This is a genomic window from Arcticibacterium sp. SM2516, assembly GCF_057914865.1.
Genome location: NZ_CP195290.1, coordinates 1,605,294 through 1,621,805, shown reverse-complemented (window position 1 = coordinate 1,621,805; position 16,512 = coordinate 1,605,294). Strand labels below are relative to the sequence as shown.

Sequence of the window (16,512 nt, the reverse complement as noted above, 5' to 3'; positions counted from 1 at the left end):
AAGTGTCGGACATGAATCAAAGTGGATAACGGCACACTATGTTTCGTTCACCTAGCAATTAGTGACGAATCGGGCGAAACGTTGGCGAAACATGGCGAAACATTAACGTTTCGCCCATGTTTCGTTTAACGATTCTCACAATGTTTCGTCAAATGATTCGCCAAATCGAAGGAAATGATTCGTTACGACACGTAATAGAATTGTTTTTGTCGGACAATTCATTTTGTGGTTTTATTTAAAGGTAGAAAAACAGCAATATCCGCTAATCTTCTAAAAGTTTTAGTAATTATTTTAAGGCTCATAGACCTTCCTGTTCTCATTTTTGAGGTCAAGATGGTGGAAGATATTTCATAGAAGTTATTTGAGCAATTTAGTGCATATCCATATGGCACAGGAAATACTATAAGGAACAGCTTTGAGACCTGCCAATACTCTCACAAATAATGCAGGAGGGTGTTAACTTATCCTAAACTAAAAGGATACCGTTTTACATTTAGCGTAAGGATAATCAGCCAATGGTATTTGCTGGAATCTATGATTTTGCCATTTTGGATGGAATTCACCAAAAGACGGTATCAATAATTACAACAAGTGCCAACTCTTTTATGGCAAAAATTCACAATAAAGACGTAATTCATAAGCCATTTGAAGAGCCTGACCCTAGAATGCCGGTTGTTTTAGAAAAGGAGGATTTCGAAAAATGGTTAACTGGTGAAGATTACAGTAAACTTATGGTACCATTACCTGAAGGCAAATTAAAAGCACATACTGTGAAGAAACTTAGAAATAAGTTTGGAATAGTTAGCCACCCTGAAATTCTAGACAAGTACTACTACAAAGAATTGCCTGATGGTGTAGATTCCATTAAGCCACCACCAAATCAATAGGGGTTATTTTGAAAATAAGAACTAAGCATGTTCTTTCACTTTCTATTCTTCGAAATGACCTGACCTAAAATTTGATTTTTGTGGTTTCCTACATCCCATTTGAATTCAAATAAGGTTTGTGTCCTACACGAATCAAAGTGGACAACGGCACACTATGTTTCTTTCACCAAGCAATTCGTGACGAAACGGGCGACACGTTGGCGACACGTGGCGAAACATGTACGAAACATTAAAGTGTCGCCAATGTTTCGTTTAACGTTTCTCACAATGTTTCGTCAACTGATTCGTCAAATCGAAGGAAATGATTCGTTACGAAACGCAATAGAAATAAGTGTGTCCGACATTTAGTTTTATTAGAATCATAGTGACTTCATTGGATTTTATAAGTGATCATACTTAGCTACCTATTTCCCTTTCCAAATACCTTCTTTTTAGAGAAAAATACACTCTGGATACCAATTTTATTTAGTATTTAATATGCTCTATTTTTAGTTTTTTGAAAAGACTATTCTAACAGTATTAGGGTGTTTTTCCCATGTTTTTGTATATGGTGTATGCATTACATTTGATTAATGTTTTTCTTAAAAACTTTAAGCCATGAAAAAAATATTAGTCGGTTATCTAATTCTTACATGTTTTAATTCGATGGCTCATGGGGAGCTAGGAACAAGACTAGAAAACGCAGTTACAACAACTGATTCAACAATGCTAGAAAGCCCTAAACGAGCACCGGTTGAGACTACAAGTTCAAATAAAACCAAGGAAATACCTGATGAAGACTTTGAACGACCATTTAACTTTTTTGCTTCTGCTGGAGCTGGAATGAGGTTTGGAACATTATACGATGTTGCTATTTCCCCTGTTGACAATAATGTTCAATTTGAAAAAATATCGAGAATGCAAACTAGATTTTCAATGGGACTTGTATGGAATCCATTTGAAAACAATACGGATAAAAATGTAAAAGCTTATACTAATGCTATTACGAAAGCCATGGAAAAACGAATTAGTACTAGTAACATAAAAGCAAATAGGAATAATCTGGCCGTAGCCTTACTTTTAAATATAGCCAACTTGTCTTTTTCTTCTGGTTCTGTTAATACATCTTCACCTATTGATGTAGGTTTTGGGTTAGGTTATAGAAAGGATAAATTTTTAATCCTAGGTACTGTTGAGTTTACACCTATCAGAACACCCAGACAGTATTTTGTCAAAAATTATCGAGATAAAAAAAAGCCCCTCATATTATATGGTTCTGAAGAGGCTTCCAGAACAATCAGTATAGATGATAATACTTTATTTTATAATAAATTATATGCCTCGATTGGACTTAAGATGTCTTATTCTTTCACCTCAGAAAAGGAGAAGGACTAATGTCATAAACAGAGAAATTACTCACATCTTCATCCCAAACATCTTATCATCCAGTTCCTTCCAGTTTGGTATGTGCTTAGATAATTCTGCCCAGAAAGCCTTTGAGTGGTCTTTTATCTTGGTGTGTACAAGTTCATGGACTATGAGATAGTCTATCAAAGAAAACGGCAATTTAATAGCATCAAAATTGATAATGATGGTGTTCTTAGGTGTGCAGCTGCCCCAACGCTTCTCTAACTTTCGGAATTTCACTTCTTCATAAGTCAATCCCGTAGTTTTTGACCACTTCCTTATTCTTGGCGTAATTTTTTCAGTCGCTTTTGTTCTGAAAAATGCCTTTAATGCCGAATTAAGGTCTTCTTGATTATTTAGCTGATTTGGAAGATGAATTTTGAACGTGGACTCTGTAAAATCTATGTCTACTTTTTGTAGATTATCATTGATTATTAGCTCTGTGTAATATCTACGGCCTAAATATTGAATTCTAGCTCCTGTTACTATTTCCTCTTCGCTTATTGACCGTACCAGCTCTAGTTTGTCTAGAATCCACCTTGCTTTCTTTAAAACTAGCTTATCAGAAATTTCAATTGCCACAGGCTTGCCTTTAAGCGTAACACCCCGACCTTTTTCTACGGTTATATAGTGTGATTTTAGCTCTGGTTTCTCAGAGATATTGTATTCTATGGTGGTATTTCCGTATTGTACGCTAGGCATCCTTATTTTTGATTAATACGCTTATCAGTTCCTTTGCCTTAGCTTTTGCCTCTATGCGTTCCATTTTAGCTGTCTTAAAGTACCTTACTAATTTATTCTCTATGTCCTTTTTAACTTGGCCCTTTCCATGCCAACCTATAATATTTAATTCGCCATTTATGAGGTCAAAAAACGTTCTTGTGGCATCTTCCGCATCCTCGGCAAAAATGGTTTTCATGGAGTTGTAGACGGCTTTCTGACTATCTGTAACAAAACCTTTCTCTTCTCCTTCTTTTATATCATCTATGATTATATCTTGAATATCAGCATAGGCTTTTAGTAGTTCTGTATTATTTATGCGTTCGTTTTCCCTCATTTTTAGCAACTCATCCAGTCTTTGAGCCAAAGGCTTATAAAAATCAGGATTTTTGTCCAATCCTACTTTTATGGTATGCTTCAGGTTATTTCTCATTTTCAACTCCTTAGTGGCAGGGGAGGCGTTCATGATTTCTTCCTTGAACTTATCTTTATCTATAACCGATATGGGCTCAGCCAACAAACTATTCACACCTAAGGAGGTCAAATGCTCATCTATCATAGATTGAAGCATTTTACTCTCTTCTTTTGTCACTTTTAGTTCTTCATCATCTGGAAAAGCATTAGCTGCTCTTATTCTAAGCTCATTAAACAGCTTAAAATCCGATTGAAAACGCATTGCTGCCACATTGGGCAATACGATGTTCACAGACTTATTAAACTGCTTTAAAAGCATCTTAAACTCATCTCTTTTATTGATAGGCTCTATGAACTGCAACCCTTTATCTAAAAACCTTTCTCGCTCATAGTTGCGGTCTATCTTCATTGGCTTGAAAAAATCCAGCATTTTGGCATGATTCATTTCAAGCAATGGGATTTCTTCACTCAGGTTTTTAAGAATATCGTCCGGTCTTAAGTCTCCAGAGAATATTTCTAATGCCTGAATTAAATAGGCCGTGATGCCACAATAATCAATAATATATCCTGCATTTTTTCCTTTTCCAGAGCGATTAACTCGTGCAATGGCTTGTAATAGATTATGCTCTTTAAGTGGCTTGTCTAAATACAAACATGAGGCAATAGGTACATCATAACCTGTTAAAAGCATGTCTGAGACTATTAAGAAAGCAGTATTATCAAACTTCTTTTTACCGGACTTATCATTGTCATTTTCGTCCCCGAAAGGCAGTTTAAAATCTTCTGTAACGGTTTTAATAGTCTCTGGGGCTACTAACCATACTGGTTTAAGGTTATTTGGATGCGTTTTATTCCATTCTATGGCTCCGTAATAGTCCTTGGCTATTTCATCACTTTTAGGTGAACCTATACTCACCACTACTTTGGATTCAAAACCATGTATGCCTTTTTCCTTAAGTTTTTGTAAGGTTTCTTGGTATCGAATGGCAGCCTCTCTTCCAGAGCATACTATCATGGCCTTATGACCATCAGGAAAGATTTTGGTGCTGTAATGTTCTATTAAATGAATACATATATCTTCAATTCTGTCTTTTGAAAGCTGGTATTTCCGTAGGGCTGCTTTCTTTAACTTCTCTTTCTTCTCATTAGAAGCTTCGCTAAAGTTTTTTTCAAAGTCCTTATCTAGCTCTTCTTTTTTTACATCCAATTTGGCTATGCCTTCATCATACAATAAGGCCACCGTGGCACCATCTGCCACAGACTCTTTTATGGTATAAACGTCTATATATTCACCACCGTAAAACTCGGCTAGCGTAGACTTATCTTCTTTAGATATAGGAGTACCTGTAAACGCCACAAATTTGGCATTGGGCAATACTGTACGCATAAAAGAAGCTAAAAAGCCATAATGACTTCTGTGTGCTTCGTCTACCAGAATGTATAGGTTTTCTTTAGTAGAAAGTTGCTCTAAATCTATTTCCGTTCTTTCTATTTCTATCCATTTACCATTTTTCAGCTCTTTGGTAATTTTGATTAGTTTTTTACCATCAATGTGCTTTTCAATAAGAAAATTGCCAACTTCCTCTTCTTCCGTTTGGTCTGTAGCATCGGTGGCCTCCTTATCCGTTTCTTGAAACTTCTGTAGGGTAGTGGTGATGATTCCGCCATAGTCGTTTCTTAAAAGTTTATCTAGATGAACTACCGAAGACGCCTGATGTACATTCTTAAAACCAACGTTTTGGAATGTATTGGTAATCTGTCTGTCCAAATCTTTACGGTCGGTCATTATCATTACCGTAGGATTATCAAAACCAAACTCAGGTGCTTGTAGTTTTCTGGCAACATAAGCCATGGTGATAGACTTACCAGAACCTTGGGTATGCCAAACCACGCCACCTTGCCCTGCTTGCAGTTTTTCTATGGTTCTGTTGGTAGCTCTTATTTGCTGATATCTCGGTAGCTTTTTGATGGTTCTACCTTCATCTAATTCAAAAATCACAAAATGCCTGATAATATCTAAAAAGGTGTTTTTTCTGAAAATGGAGTAAATGAGTTTGGCCTGTTCAGAAGTATCTTCTTCTAAGAATGAAAGGTTATCGTCTTTTTTGGTTCTGAAAACCGAATAAAACTGTGAAGGTGCATTTATGGCTCCATATTTACCACCTAATTGCCAAAGGCCAACACAGATTTGGTTATAATGAAAAAGCCTTTCAGAATTTTCTTGATAGTATTTGATGTCTGAAAAAGCCTTATCCCATGCCGTTTCTGCTTTAGGAGATTTACATTCTATTAGTCCTATGGGCAAGCCATTGATGTAAACCATAATATCAGGCACAGAATGCTGATAAATGCCATGGAATTTCATTTGGTTTACCACCAGAAAATCATTGTTATCAGGGTCGTTATAATCAATGTAGCTAACAGCATGAAAATCTTCTTTGCCATCAATTACCTGTTTTACAGAAAAAGTCTCACCTTTTAAAAGCTCCCACACCTTCTGGTTAATTTCCATCAATGAGGCTCCATTAACTGTGGTGATGGCTGCATAGGCCTTATTAAGGTTGTTATCGTTTATCCATGGGTTTAACCTCTTAATAGCTGGCTCTAATTTATCTTTTAAAACCACCTCTGTTATGCCCTCCCGATTATCAGATACTTGAGCATTATAGTAGCTGTATCCCATTTTTTGGAAAAGCTCTATGGCGGGTAGCTCGCTGTAAATGTATTCGGGGTTAGAATTCATGTATTTTTTTGATTTTTGTATACGTTTTTCAAAATTATGTAAACATCATACAGTCAGTTATTTATAGATAATGTTAACTAGTTATCGCCCACTTATCGCCCATTTATCACCCATTTATATCGTTTTTATTACGCTTTTGGGCGATAAAGTATTTTCTCCCTCTATTTACTCCTTCGGCCTCAATGGTTTCAGCCTCAACCATCTCATCCAATTTACGCTTGATTCGTTTTCTGCTTATTTCCTTACCAATACGCTCGTTTATGTCACTTATTGAGCTTTTAGTGTACAAGCCTAAGTCATGCAATATTAAATGCTCTAGTCTGTGTGATTCTATTCCTTTGAGGTCTGTTTTACCCTTATAATCCACCTGCCTCAACATTTTAGGGTTAACAAAATACTCTGTTCCTTTTGTTTTACCTTTAGAAAGAATCACCTCATACTTTGTAAGTTTCCCTAACCACTTTTGCAAAGAATCATCATTTTTGATACTTAGTTTGCTAGTAAGATCAGTACTTGAAATAGACCCATTTTGGGCTATAAGGCCAAGGCTAATAATTTCTTTCTGAGTCAACAGGTAATCATCATTCACCTTGGTCATTAAACGTACAACTTCACTGCTTAAAACATTTTTCCGTATAGTTATCACAACCCTATCGTCCCACTCTTCTACCATTGGCTCAGGTTTTCCGTTGAACATTAGAAGTTCATATACTTTATCGAAACCACTACCTTCTTTTTCCATAAGCTTCAAATCGTAAAACACCTTGGCCAAATGGGCATTCCGATGTACGGACTTGTTGATAATATTCTCTGGTGTAACACCAAGGGGGAGCCTACCAGGAGAGTGTATTTCCAGCCTATCATGATAAAGGTTAATGAAAATATCACCCCTCATGGTATAAACCCTATGTACTAGAGCATTGGCAATCAATTCTCTAATAACCTCTATATTATAGTTTGGTATGGTTTGACGAAAAATACCGTCTGATATTTCTATGGACTCTTTCCAGTCTGGTATTTCTGTTAAAACGGCTTGTAGTAATTCTTTTGGGTTGAAACGATAGTCATCCCAAACAATCTTGTTTACTTTAATTTCATTTTCATCGTATTTAATAAACTGAATAGAAGGAGCATACAACAATAAGGCTCTTTGCTTTCTTTGCCCTAGCCACAGCACCCCAAGATTAGTTAAGTAACCATCACTCGCAAATAGATAATATTCCAAAAGCTCATCAGGGCTTTTTTCTTTAACGAATTGGCTAACTCTGTCTGAGTCTAGTATTGCACGTTCAAAATCATTAAACTTTTGAGCGTCTAAGTCTGTAATTGGGTATTTTCTTACGACCCTTTCTTCCCAAATGAAAGCTTGCTTTTCTGCCGCCATTCTTGCCATATCTTCAGGCAAGAGTGGTTTACATTCATCTGATACCCTCATATAATATCTACCATCTGAAGTACAAGCAATGGATTGACTGCTTCTAAATACCTTTAAAATGATAAATTCGCCACCGTTGGAAGCAACTGACTTACTGGCATTCATTCCCACCATCAGCGTTCTTTGCGGTATGGTCTTATTAATTTTTTCGATCAATGATTTGGGTATCTTTTGAGTAGGAGGGGGCATTTCTTCATTGTCTTCAATACCTATATGAATTTCACCACCAACACCATTGGCAAAACATACACAATCCTTCGCCAACTCGCTCCAGTCGGCGGAAGAGCCTTGCACCAATTTCAAAGATTTTTTATCAAACTCGCTGTTTTCTGTCATAAGAGAACACTATTTAGCAATTTTCAAGCGATCATAATAATAAAGCGTTAATTCCAAATGCCTTAGCGTAAGGTTTGGCTCTTCAATTTGACAAATATGTAGCCACTCATGCATTTTGGTGATGTAAAACAAAACCTTCTTTAATTCGCCTTTTTGATGTCTTAGGTCTAATGGCTTATCAATATGTTTCTTCTCTTTTCCACTAAAAAGACTTTGCCATGCTCCAATCGTTCTGCTATCATAAATGGGAATAAGATTGGGTTTAATGAAATGCAAAACCTTAGAAACACCTACATAGCTATTGTTAATAACTGGCACTAATGTTTCAAAAGCCCAAGTGAGGTATTCAACAGAAGCGGTTAATTTGTTTAGCTTATCCACTAAAATAGCTTCATCCTCAGGCTTTAACTCATCATAATGAAGTGTAGGAATGGTAGGCATCCAAGAATATGCAAAAGCCACCAGTTTCCAGAAATCATCCATGGAGGCTAAACCATGAGCAATGAAGAGCTTATATTTATATTCTTCCTCATTTATATTTTTCTGGTCTACGAATTCGCCTTTGACCAGCTCTCTTATTTTTTGATATGTAGTATAATCCAAAACCATCATTCAGCTACTTTTACCCTCACTTTACCTGTAAGTAATTGCTGCATTAAACCTTGTTTAAGTTCGTGATAGTTGGTTTTCTTGTCTAATAAGACTTCTAGTTTTTCATCAACTGTACTTAAAATTTCGGTTATTTTTTTCTGTTCTGGAATTGGTGGAATGGGAATTTGTAAACTATCAATTATGCCTTTACTCAAATTTGGTTGCCCTGAACCCTGACAAAGATTTAATAAGTCATTTGTGCATTTTTTCAAATAATGATAAAGAAACAGGTTAGTTAAGGTTGATACTTTAGAAGTTATAGCTAAAACTGCCTGATTACTACTCGCAGAAACTTTTAGTATCCCAACTTTTCCCGCAGTGGCTCCATACATAGCTACTAAAATTGAATCAGGTTCTATAAGTTTTGCCGAAGATTCTTTCAAAGCCAATTTTGTAATTTTTTCTTCTGCATCAATAATTGAATTATTGTTTACTTCTCCTGATTTTATCCAAGGAATTGAACCTCCGTAAAATCCTTCAGTACCTCTTTTTGGTGTTCCTCCAGCAAAAGATTTTGCAAGTTTGCCAAGTTTTCCAAATACCCAACTAACAGGAATCTCACCTAAAGGAGAATCTTTAAACTCGGTGTGTCCAATGCCTTTGGTAAGTAGGCGTTGCATCAAGCCTTTTTTGAGTTCTTGGGTTTCGGTGATTTGTTGGTCTATCACGGCTATTTTTTCATCTACCGTGCTTAATATTTCGGCTATTTTTTGTTGTTCTGGGAGGGGTGGGAGGGGGATCTCGAACTGATTTATTTGCCCTAAACTAAGGTTTGCTTGTGCAGTTGAAACATTAATTTTTTCAATTAGTGATTTTATATAATTTCCTCTTAGATAATGGAAGATATAATTTAAATTTTCAGAATTTTTCAATCTGATAATTGCAACCGCTTGGTTGGTGTTAGCTGGTAATATTTCTTTACTTACAACCGCACTTCTTCCTAAAGCTCCGGCTATTGTAAACAAGATATCATTATTCCTTAATTGCGACCTTTTAAATGCTTTATGACAGTCTTCACCCACGTGAGCAAACATCTTTGGCATTAAAGTACCATTTGCATGAATGCTTTCTACCTTAACGAAATTTACACCTTCTTCTAAATACGCAAATCCATTAGTTGTTGGAGTTGTTCCTTTTGTTATTACTTCTGTAATTTCTGAAAGCCTCGCTAAGTCCCAATACTTTGGTATTATATCTTTATCTTTCATACACCCAATTCCTTTAAAAATCCGGCCAACTTCTTATCTATTTCAACTTCAAGTTCTTCCAAATCAGAGAGTTTTTGGTGTACCTCTTTTATGTTCACTTGTACTTCGGGTTCAGAGGTATCTATAAAACGAGAGATGTTGAGATTATAATCGTTTTCAGCCAATTCGCTTACAGCTACCACTCGCATGTATTTGTCTACGTCTGTGGCTCCATCATACGCTTTTACAATTTTCGCTATGTGCTCAGCTAGTAACTCGTTTTGGTTTTTACCTTCTTTGTAGTTACTGCTGGCGTCTATGATGCTTACTTTTCCTTTTTGGGCTTCCGTTTTGTTTTTATTAATAATCCAGATAGAGGCTGGGATACCTGTATTATAAAACAAAGCACTTGGCAAGCCAATGATGCCTTCTACCAAGTCGGCTTTTATAAGAGCTTCACGTATTTGGCCTTCGGTTCCGCTTCTAAACAGCGTACCATGCGGTAACACCACACCAGCTTTGCCATCTTGTTTAAGTACGGCTATCATGTGTTGTAAGAAAGCCATATCTGCATAGCCTCTGGGAGGTACGCCGTATTGCAGTCGGCCATAAGGGTCGGTCACCACATTTTTGTAGTTGGGTGTTACCTTTTTCTCTTTGCCATCCTTATCTAGTTTTACTTCTATGTTGGTTTCAGCAGGTGTCCACCATTCACTAGCAGAAAAAGGTGGGTTGGCTATCACACGATCAAAAAGCAACAGCTCGTTTTGGTCGTTTAGGTGTTTAGGTTCTACCAGGGTATCACCTTTGCGTAGGTCGGCATCCATAAAATTATGCAAAAGCATATTTAGCTTGCCAATGGCCCAAGTACCTAGGTTTTTCTCTTGGCCATAAAGAGACACATTGATGTTATTATTCACTTTACCATCAGGTAGCTCACTTACATATTTAGCAGCTTCTATCAGCATACCACCAGAGCCACAGGTAGGGTCGTAAATCTTTTGTTTGGGTTGTGGTTTAATGAGCTGTACTATCAGCTGCACTACACCTCTAGGCGTGTAAAATTCGCCTCCTTTTTTACCAGCATCATCGGCAAACTGCTTTATAAGATACTCGTACGCATCGCCCAAAAGGTCTTTGCTAACCAAATCATCATTCCTTAGCGAGTGTTGGTTAAAATGTCTTAAAAGTCGCTGTAAAAGGGCATCAGAAAGCTTCTCTTTGTCTCCAAACTTGGTGGCGGTCATAACACCTTCCAGATTGGTGTTTTCACGCTCAATGGCTGCAAATGCCTTGTCTAAGGCAATGCCAATGTTCTCTGTTACTTTCTTAATGGTATCCCAACGAGATTCTGGCGGCATCTGAAAGAAAGTCTCTTCTTCGGCTTCCTCTCGGTCAATTCCTTCACGAGCCATGATAGTTTCCACTTCTTCCTCAAAAACGTCATTAGCACGCTTTAGAAAGAGTAATCCAAAGATATAGTTCTTAAAATCGGAGGAGTCTATACTGCCTCTCAGGATATTAGCAGAATCCCAAAGCCAAGATTCAAGGGTGGCAAGGTTTAATTTATTATCAGCCATTCAGGGTTTTAGTAGGTAAAAAATCAATAAGCTACTAAAGTAGAAATTAGTGCATGAAGTTTTATAGGGTTTTATGGGATTGTTTTTGATTATGAAACAATGCAGCTAAATTGCTTAAGAAATAATACTGAATCTAAAGAAGAGAGAGTAAAGCATGAAATACGTTTTTGAATCCTTAGAAGATAGATTCACTTTTGGGAAGTATAGGGGTTTTACCCTTAATGAAGTTTATTGTGGGAATAGGTTCCTCGAGCGAGAATTGTTTAAGAAGTATCTAAAGCAATTGGTTGACACTGATGGTTTCATTTTTTTAATTCCTCAAGTAGGGCATCGATTAGAAGTGAAAAATTTTAGTAAGGATTTAATAGAATTTAACTCTCCATTTTTGAATCAAATGATTATTAATTATCAATCCTCATTTGACGATAAGCCTGAATCTATTTATGAGGAATTTTATGATAGGTTTTTTTTGAATAAAAGAGAACAAATCGTAGTTCCCATAAATTGTAATTACGAATTAGTGCAGTTTGCCTTAAAAGAATATCCTAATAGTGGAAAGCTTCCAGCAGAATCCTCTTCTAATATTAGCTGGCACATTACGAATAATAAGGATTTTTGTATAAAACCAGATGTACTAGAGAGTTTATTGGCATCTGAGGTAAACAAATTCGAAGGAATAGAGTTGAAAAGATTGCAAAAACTTGAATTCTCTTATAACCCAATAGTTAAAACTGAGCTAATAAGTTTCACTCAGCAAACTATTGCAAAAAACAAAGCTAAATACACTAATAATGTTGGTCATGGTAGATTTAACGAACAGTCTGAAGATCGTACTTTTAACCGATACCAAGGTTCATATGCTTCTGACGAAATGGGTTTTAGTGATCAAGACATAGATGATGCTTTTGATGGTGATCCAGACTTATATTGGAATATTGATTAAATTATGTACAAGATTAACCGCACAGACAACGACGTTACAGAGTTAAAACCAAAGAAATTTGGAGAATTAAAAATTCGAGAAAGGGAGCATCTTCAAGAATGGATAGCCAAGAATCCAGAAATGCTAGGGGAGGAGCTGCTTATTATTCAAAAAGAATTTGACGGCTTTAGTGAAACATCAGAAAGGCTTGATTTGCTGGCTTTGGATAAAGATGGCAACTTAGTCGTAATAGAAAACAAGTTAGACGATTCAGGACGAAATGTGGTATGGCAAGCCCTTAAGTATGCTTCCTATTGTTCCACATTAACAGATGAACAGATAATTGACATCTATGGTAAATACTTAGTGAGATTTACTGATTCGGATGCTTCTGTGGCTAAGGAGAATATCATGGAGTTTTTAAATATTGAAAACGAAGATGATTTATTGCTTAATAAGAATGACCAAAGAATAATGTTTGTTGCTAACGAGTATAGAAAGGAGGTCACTTCAACGGTACTATGGCTATTAAATCACGATATTAAGCTTCAATGTTTTAGGGCTGTTCCGTATTCTTTTGGGGAAGACGTTTTTCTACAAATGGAACAGATTATTCCTCTACCAGAGACTGAGGAGTATATGATTGAGATAAAAGAAAAGCAGAAAGAAGTAACCGAAAAGAGTCAAAAGGTGGCAAAAACTGAGTCAATTTTGTCGGCACTTTGGAAAGCGTTTCAGAAAGACCTGAAAGAAAATAATATCAACTTTCTTGACAATGTGAGTGTAAGCTCAAGGGTTTACACAGGCTTTGGGCGTGGGCCAGGCTATTTTAGCTATAATGTAGGCAAGAATACAGTTCGTGTAGAACTCTACTTGAGTAAAGATGAAGATAAAAAGTTCATTGATGGTCTTCTTGATTTCAAATCTGAGATTGAATTAAAACTTGATAATATTTCTTGGGAACGCCTTGAGGGTAAAAAGGCATCTCGTTTAAAGTTAGAGTTGCCAAAAGATCAAATACCCGTAGGTGGTTTCCGTGATGAAGAAAACTGGACATTCTATTTCAATTGGTTTAAAGATTCAATGAATGAGTTTTATAGCGTAGTGAATCCAATTTGGGAGAAAGTACAGCAGAAGGTAAGTAGTTAATCCCAAGGTATTGTATTCTTCTACTAAAACGCTAAATTGACAATTGAAAAATAGATTAAAATCGAATGAACCCAAAACTATTATTAATAGCAACTACCTCATTACTATTTGGTTGTAGCCATGCCAATACTTCAGTTGAGAACTCAGACATTGGGACAGAAATTGTATTAACCGCATCAACAACTAAAAACTCTCTAAACTTTGAAAAGGAAAGTGATAAGTGGGAAAAAGAGTTGTTACTAAATGGTGAAGTTGGTCCTCCTTGTAAAGAAGATTATAATAAATGGAGTGAAGAAAATCCAAATTTTTATTGGGGTTTACAACCAATAAAAATTATTGAATTTGATTTTAATTCGGATGCCATTATAGATGCACTTATTTATTTTCCAGCCCAGAACTGTGTTGGAGGAAATGGGACAGCTTCTGATTTTGCAATGCTAGTTTATTCAAATAATGATCTAACGTTAACAGATAAGAATTTAACAAAAAATATTGAAGCTAAGTTAAAAAAGGGTTTGATGGATAAAGGCCTAGGCTATGATTCTGAAATAGTAATAAATTACAAAACACTTTCCAAGTCTATAGGAGGTAGCTATCGTGCATGGGAAACTGAAGACGCACATTGTTGCCCCAGTTTAAATGGCACGTTTGAATATAATCCAGTGAAATCTTCAATTGTGATAAAATCTGAAGTTTCTGCTGACGAAGCCTATTCTTCCGGACAAGATAATTTTCAAACTTTTGAGGCGGCTGGGTTTAAAGTTAAATGGGGTTGTATTTTATATACCAACAATACCTTAATCGAAATGGCTAAACAGCAAGGTGCGAATAATATAAAGGCTTACATCTGTGCCGAAAATGAAGATAATCCAGGCATTGGTTCAATTTGCAATATTAATGTTATTGATGAATCGAAGAATTATAATGGTATGAAACAATCGGGTTACTCATATTTTGAAAAGAAATACCTTGAACAATATGCAATTAATCTTAAAAAGCAGGGTATAGGATCTTTACATAATACTATACAGGGAGTTTCTGCAATTGAATATACTTTTGATCAAAATGGTTTGCCTACTAAGGCAATAGTTTTTTTAAAAAATAAAAAGATGTATTTATTACAAGTTGGAACTAGAAAGAATTTAATAACAAAATTCAATTCGTTGAAATCCAGTTTTGAATTCTTATGAAGCTAAAAAAATCTGGTTACCAATTCTATTGTCACTATGGTTTTAACTTTAAAGTGTAGTCCCAAGTAAAAGTAGAACTCAAAAAGTGATGTAATGGCATTTATAACTAAAGCTAACGCAAATAGTATTATTTACAAAATGGACATAGAAGCATCTGTTTTAACAGGAGATGTGTATAAACGTCCCATTTATTTTTTCAATAAAATTGAAATCAAAAGACTCCTAGCGATAAAGGAATTATTTTCTGACCCAGAGAGGTTCCTAAAAGAAGTTTATAAGCCTATTGTGAGTAAAGATACTTTGAGTTATGTATATGAAGGAAAACCTCCATCTTTTCATAAAACAACTAGTTGTTCAAGATTAAATTCAGATTATGAAAATTTTCTAATTCCAGAATCAATAAAAGAACAAGGGAAAGAGAAAATTATTGAATTTAGAAAGTGGTTTAAAGAAAACCAAATCAGTCTTGCAAAACCGGATATTTTTGCCAATAGATTATATCTGAGGTGGGGTATTATTACCAATCCCAAAAACATTAATAAGGATAATTCAGGACTTACCGAGTTTCATGACTTTACACCAATCGAATTGGAGATAAAGATTGATGAGTTAATAAAGAGGGCAGGAGAAATGTATCATACTGACAAAGCCATATTACAAAGATTTAATAAGGTAGCTTATCTTGGCCGCAGGCAAGAACCAATTGAAAATAATTCTACTGGATTTTCTGATGCCCAGGTTAAGAAGGTTTTAATGGAGTTTGAAGATAAAATAAAGAAGCCATTAAGTCCATTGCTATTAGATTATTATAGAGTAACACTTAATCCAGAATTAGATTTACATAATAGTATTTTAGAGGAATTGGGGTTTAGACCTTGCAATCAGTGTTACTCAAATAATGATATAATTAGACCCACAGTCAATAAAAATACAGTTTATGAGTCGAGGGTCAGGGGAGAGTTAAATGGTACATTTAAAGAGACTTATGTATTGATAAAGAATGGATATAATATTCAAGGAATATCAAGATTGAGAGGTATTACTGCTACTACTGTGGTTGGACATATTACCAAAATCGCAGAAATAAAAGAAAGCAAAAAATTGTCTTCAATTAGGCCTAGTGAGATGATTATTAGTAAAGTTCATAAGGCCATAATTGCGATTGGCGAGAGAGAAAAACTAAGACCAATTTATGAAAAGCTTAACGAAGAAGTTACCTACGATGATATTCGACTTGCATTGATATTTATTGATTAGTAAAATCCAGAATGTAAAATTTAGCCTACGGTGTGAATTTGCTTATTCTACTCCGACAATTCAATTGAATTCATGAATTCTATAAACTTAGCGTCTAAACCTGAATTCGCAATTACATTGAAATAGTACATTTTTTTATTATGCAAGGAAAAAAAAATCATATTTCTGCGATTTAAATATTCCATTTCAATTTTATATCCATCTAATCCTGAAAAAGTTATTTCTTCTGGTTTAAATTCTTCAAACTGGGCTTTTAGCTTACTGAATTGGCTGATAATTAATGGATCAGGAAATTTGGTTAAATCATTTATTTTAATTTCATAAATAGTATGTAACTTTTTATTATCAGTATTTTGCTCTAAAGCATAGTGTAAGGCTGCATTCGAATTTGCTATTTTAGAAACATCTTTAAGAGGCTCCGGTGATTTGATTTTTATACCATATTTCGAAAAGTCATTAAGGTAAGTAAAATTATTTATCACCTTATTTTTTTCTAAAATGATACTTTTTGAAAGTGAATCGTTTTCTAAAGCATGACTTTCAATGTGATCTTGCCCACTATTTTGTACACAGCTTGATTGGATCATCACAGCTATTATAGCTACAGTTTTTATATTCATTATTAGTGTTTAATTGTCGTTGGTTTTGTCCTTTA

The 16,512-nt window shown here is 35.3% G+C and carries 12 protein-coding genes and 1 pseudogene; 6 read left to right on the top strand and 7 right to left on the bottom strand.

Annotated features, from left to right (window positions below; all coding sequences use genetic code 11):
* Nucleotides 1–509: 509 nt before the first annotated feature.
* A pseudogene (locus ACSBFT_RS06690) lies at nt 510–887 on the top strand (SOS response-associated peptidase family protein); the annotation flags it as partial.
* 597 nt (nt 888–1,484) lie between these two features.
* Nucleotides 1,485–2,261 carry a hypothetical protein gene (locus ACSBFT_RS06685; protein ID WP_489603999.1) on the top strand — a complete coding sequence of 259 codons (777 nt, stop codon included), beginning with the start codon at nt 1,485–1,487 and terminating at the stop codon, nt 2,259–2,261.
* Nucleotides 2,262–2,282: 21 nt separating this feature from the next.
* Here the strand turns inward: ACSBFT_RS06685 and ACSBFT_RS06680 are convergent, their stop codons facing one another.
* The 6 genes from ACSBFT_RS06680 to ACSBFT_RS06655 form a co-directional block, all read right to left on the bottom strand.
* Nucleotides 2,283–2,975 carry a M48 family metallopeptidase gene (locus ACSBFT_RS06680; RefSeq protein ID WP_489603998.1) on the bottom strand — a complete coding sequence of 231 codons (693 nt, stop codon included), beginning with the start codon at nt 2,973–2,975 and terminating at the stop codon, nt 2,283–2,285.
* Entirely contained in the window at nt 2,968–6,150 is a 3,183-nt protein-coding gene (locus ACSBFT_RS06675; RefSeq protein ID WP_489603997.1) for a type I restriction endonuclease subunit R, read from the bottom strand. The genes ACSBFT_RS06680 and ACSBFT_RS06675 overlap by 8 nt, the downstream gene beginning before the upstream one ends.
* Before the next feature lie 106 nt (nt 6,151–6,256).
* Complete coding sequence (locus tag ACSBFT_RS06670) at nt 6,257–7,921, bottom strand: ATP-binding protein (RefSeq protein WP_489603996.1); 1,665 nt, start codon at nt 7,919–7,921, stop codon at nt 6,257–6,259.
* 9 nt (nt 7,922–7,930) lie between these two features.
* Nucleotides 7,931–8,533, bottom strand: a complete 603-nt coding sequence (locus ACSBFT_RS06665) for a hypothetical protein (RefSeq protein ID WP_489603995.1) — start codon at nt 8,531–8,533, stop codon at nt 7,931–7,933.
* Nucleotides 8,530–9,780, bottom strand: coding sequence for a restriction endonuclease subunit S (locus tag ACSBFT_RS06660; RefSeq protein WP_489603994.1), 1,251 nt, complete (start codon nt 9,778–9,780; stop codon nt 8,530–8,532). The genes ACSBFT_RS06665 and ACSBFT_RS06660 overlap by 4 nt, the downstream gene beginning before the upstream one ends.
* Nucleotides 9,777–11,339, bottom strand: a complete 1,563-nt coding sequence (locus tag ACSBFT_RS06655) for a type I restriction-modification system subunit M (protein WP_489603993.1) — start codon at nt 11,337–11,339, stop codon at nt 9,777–9,779. Before ACSBFT_RS06655 ends, ACSBFT_RS06660 begins: the two co-directional genes overlap by 4 nt.
* A 283-nt stretch (nt 11,340–11,622) precedes the next feature.
* On the opposite strand from ACSBFT_RS06655, the gene ACSBFT_RS06650 reads away from it, so the two are divergent.
* The 4 genes from ACSBFT_RS06650 to ACSBFT_RS06635 all read left to right on the top strand — a co-directional run bounded on the left by ACSBFT_RS06650 (nt 11,623) and on the right by ACSBFT_RS06635 (nt 15,857).
* Nucleotides 11,623–12,282 carry a hypothetical protein gene (locus tag ACSBFT_RS06650; protein ID WP_489603992.1) on the top strand — a complete coding sequence of 220 codons (660 nt, stop codon included), beginning with the start codon at nt 11,623–11,625 and terminating at the stop codon, nt 12,280–12,282.
* 3 nt (nt 12,283–12,285) lie between these two features.
* Complete coding sequence (locus ACSBFT_RS06645) at nt 12,286–13,410, top strand: DUF4268 domain-containing protein (protein ID WP_489603991.1); 1,125 nt, start codon at nt 12,286–12,288, stop codon at nt 13,408–13,410.
* A gap of 65 nt (nt 13,411–13,475) precedes the next feature.
* Nucleotides 13,476–14,600 carry a hypothetical protein gene (locus tag ACSBFT_RS06640; RefSeq protein WP_489603990.1) on the top strand — a complete coding sequence of 375 codons (1,125 nt, stop codon included), beginning with the start codon at nt 13,476–13,478 and terminating at the stop codon, nt 14,598–14,600.
* Nucleotides 14,601–14,693: 93 nt separating this feature from the next.
* A complete protein-coding gene (locus tag ACSBFT_RS06635; RefSeq protein WP_489603989.1) occupies nt 14,694–15,857 on the top strand; it encodes a helix-turn-helix domain-containing protein in 1,164 nt (387 codons plus the stop codon).
* A gap of 47 nt (nt 15,858–15,904) precedes the next feature.
* On the opposite strand, the gene ACSBFT_RS06630 is transcribed toward ACSBFT_RS06635, so the two are convergent.
* Nucleotides 15,905–16,477 carry a hypothetical protein gene (locus ACSBFT_RS06630; RefSeq protein ID WP_489603988.1) on the bottom strand — a complete coding sequence of 191 codons (573 nt, stop codon included), beginning with the start codon at nt 16,475–16,477 and terminating at the stop codon, nt 15,905–15,907.
* Nucleotides 16,478–16,512 lie beyond the last annotated feature (35 nt).

Bases quoted from the DNA above. Each gene is read 5' to 3' on its own strand.
- ACSBFT_RS06685 (WP_489603999.1), top strand. From the start codon at position 1,485: ATGAAAAAAATATTAGTCGGTTATCTAATTCTTACATGTTTTAATTCG.
- ACSBFT_RS06680 (WP_489603998.1), bottom strand. From the start codon at position 2,975: ATGCCTAGCGTACAATACGGAAATACCACCATAGAATACAATATCTCT.
- ACSBFT_RS06675 (WP_489603997.1), bottom strand. From the start codon at position 6,150: ATGAATTCTAACCCCGAATACATTTACAGCGAGCTACCCGCCATAGAG.
- ACSBFT_RS06670 (WP_489603996.1), bottom strand. From the start codon at position 7,921: ATGACAGAAAACAGCGAGTTTGATAAAAAATCTTTGAAATTGGTGCAA.
- ACSBFT_RS06665 (WP_489603995.1), bottom strand. From the start codon at position 8,533: ATGATGGTTTTGGATTATACTACATATCAAAAAATAAGAGAGCTGGTC.
- ACSBFT_RS06660 (WP_489603994.1), bottom strand. From the start codon at position 9,780: ATGAAAGATAAAGATATAATACCAAAGTATTGGGACTTAGCGAGGCTT.
- ACSBFT_RS06655 (WP_489603993.1), bottom strand. From the start codon at position 11,339: ATGGCTGATAATAAATTAAACCTTGCCACCCTTGAATCTTGGCTTTGG.
- ACSBFT_RS06645 (WP_489603991.1), top strand. From the start codon at position 12,286: ATGTACAAGATTAACCGCACAGACAACGACGTTACAGAGTTAAAACCA.
- ACSBFT_RS06640 (WP_489603990.1), top strand. From the start codon at position 13,476: ATGAACCCAAAACTATTATTAATAGCAACTACCTCATTACTATTTGGT.
- ACSBFT_RS06635 (WP_489603989.1), top strand. From the start codon at position 14,694: ATGGCATTTATAACTAAAGCTAACGCAAATAGTATTATTTACAAAATG.
- ACSBFT_RS06630 (WP_489603988.1), bottom strand. From the start codon at position 16,477: ATGAATATAAAAACTGTAGCTATAATAGCTGTGATGATCCAATCAAGC.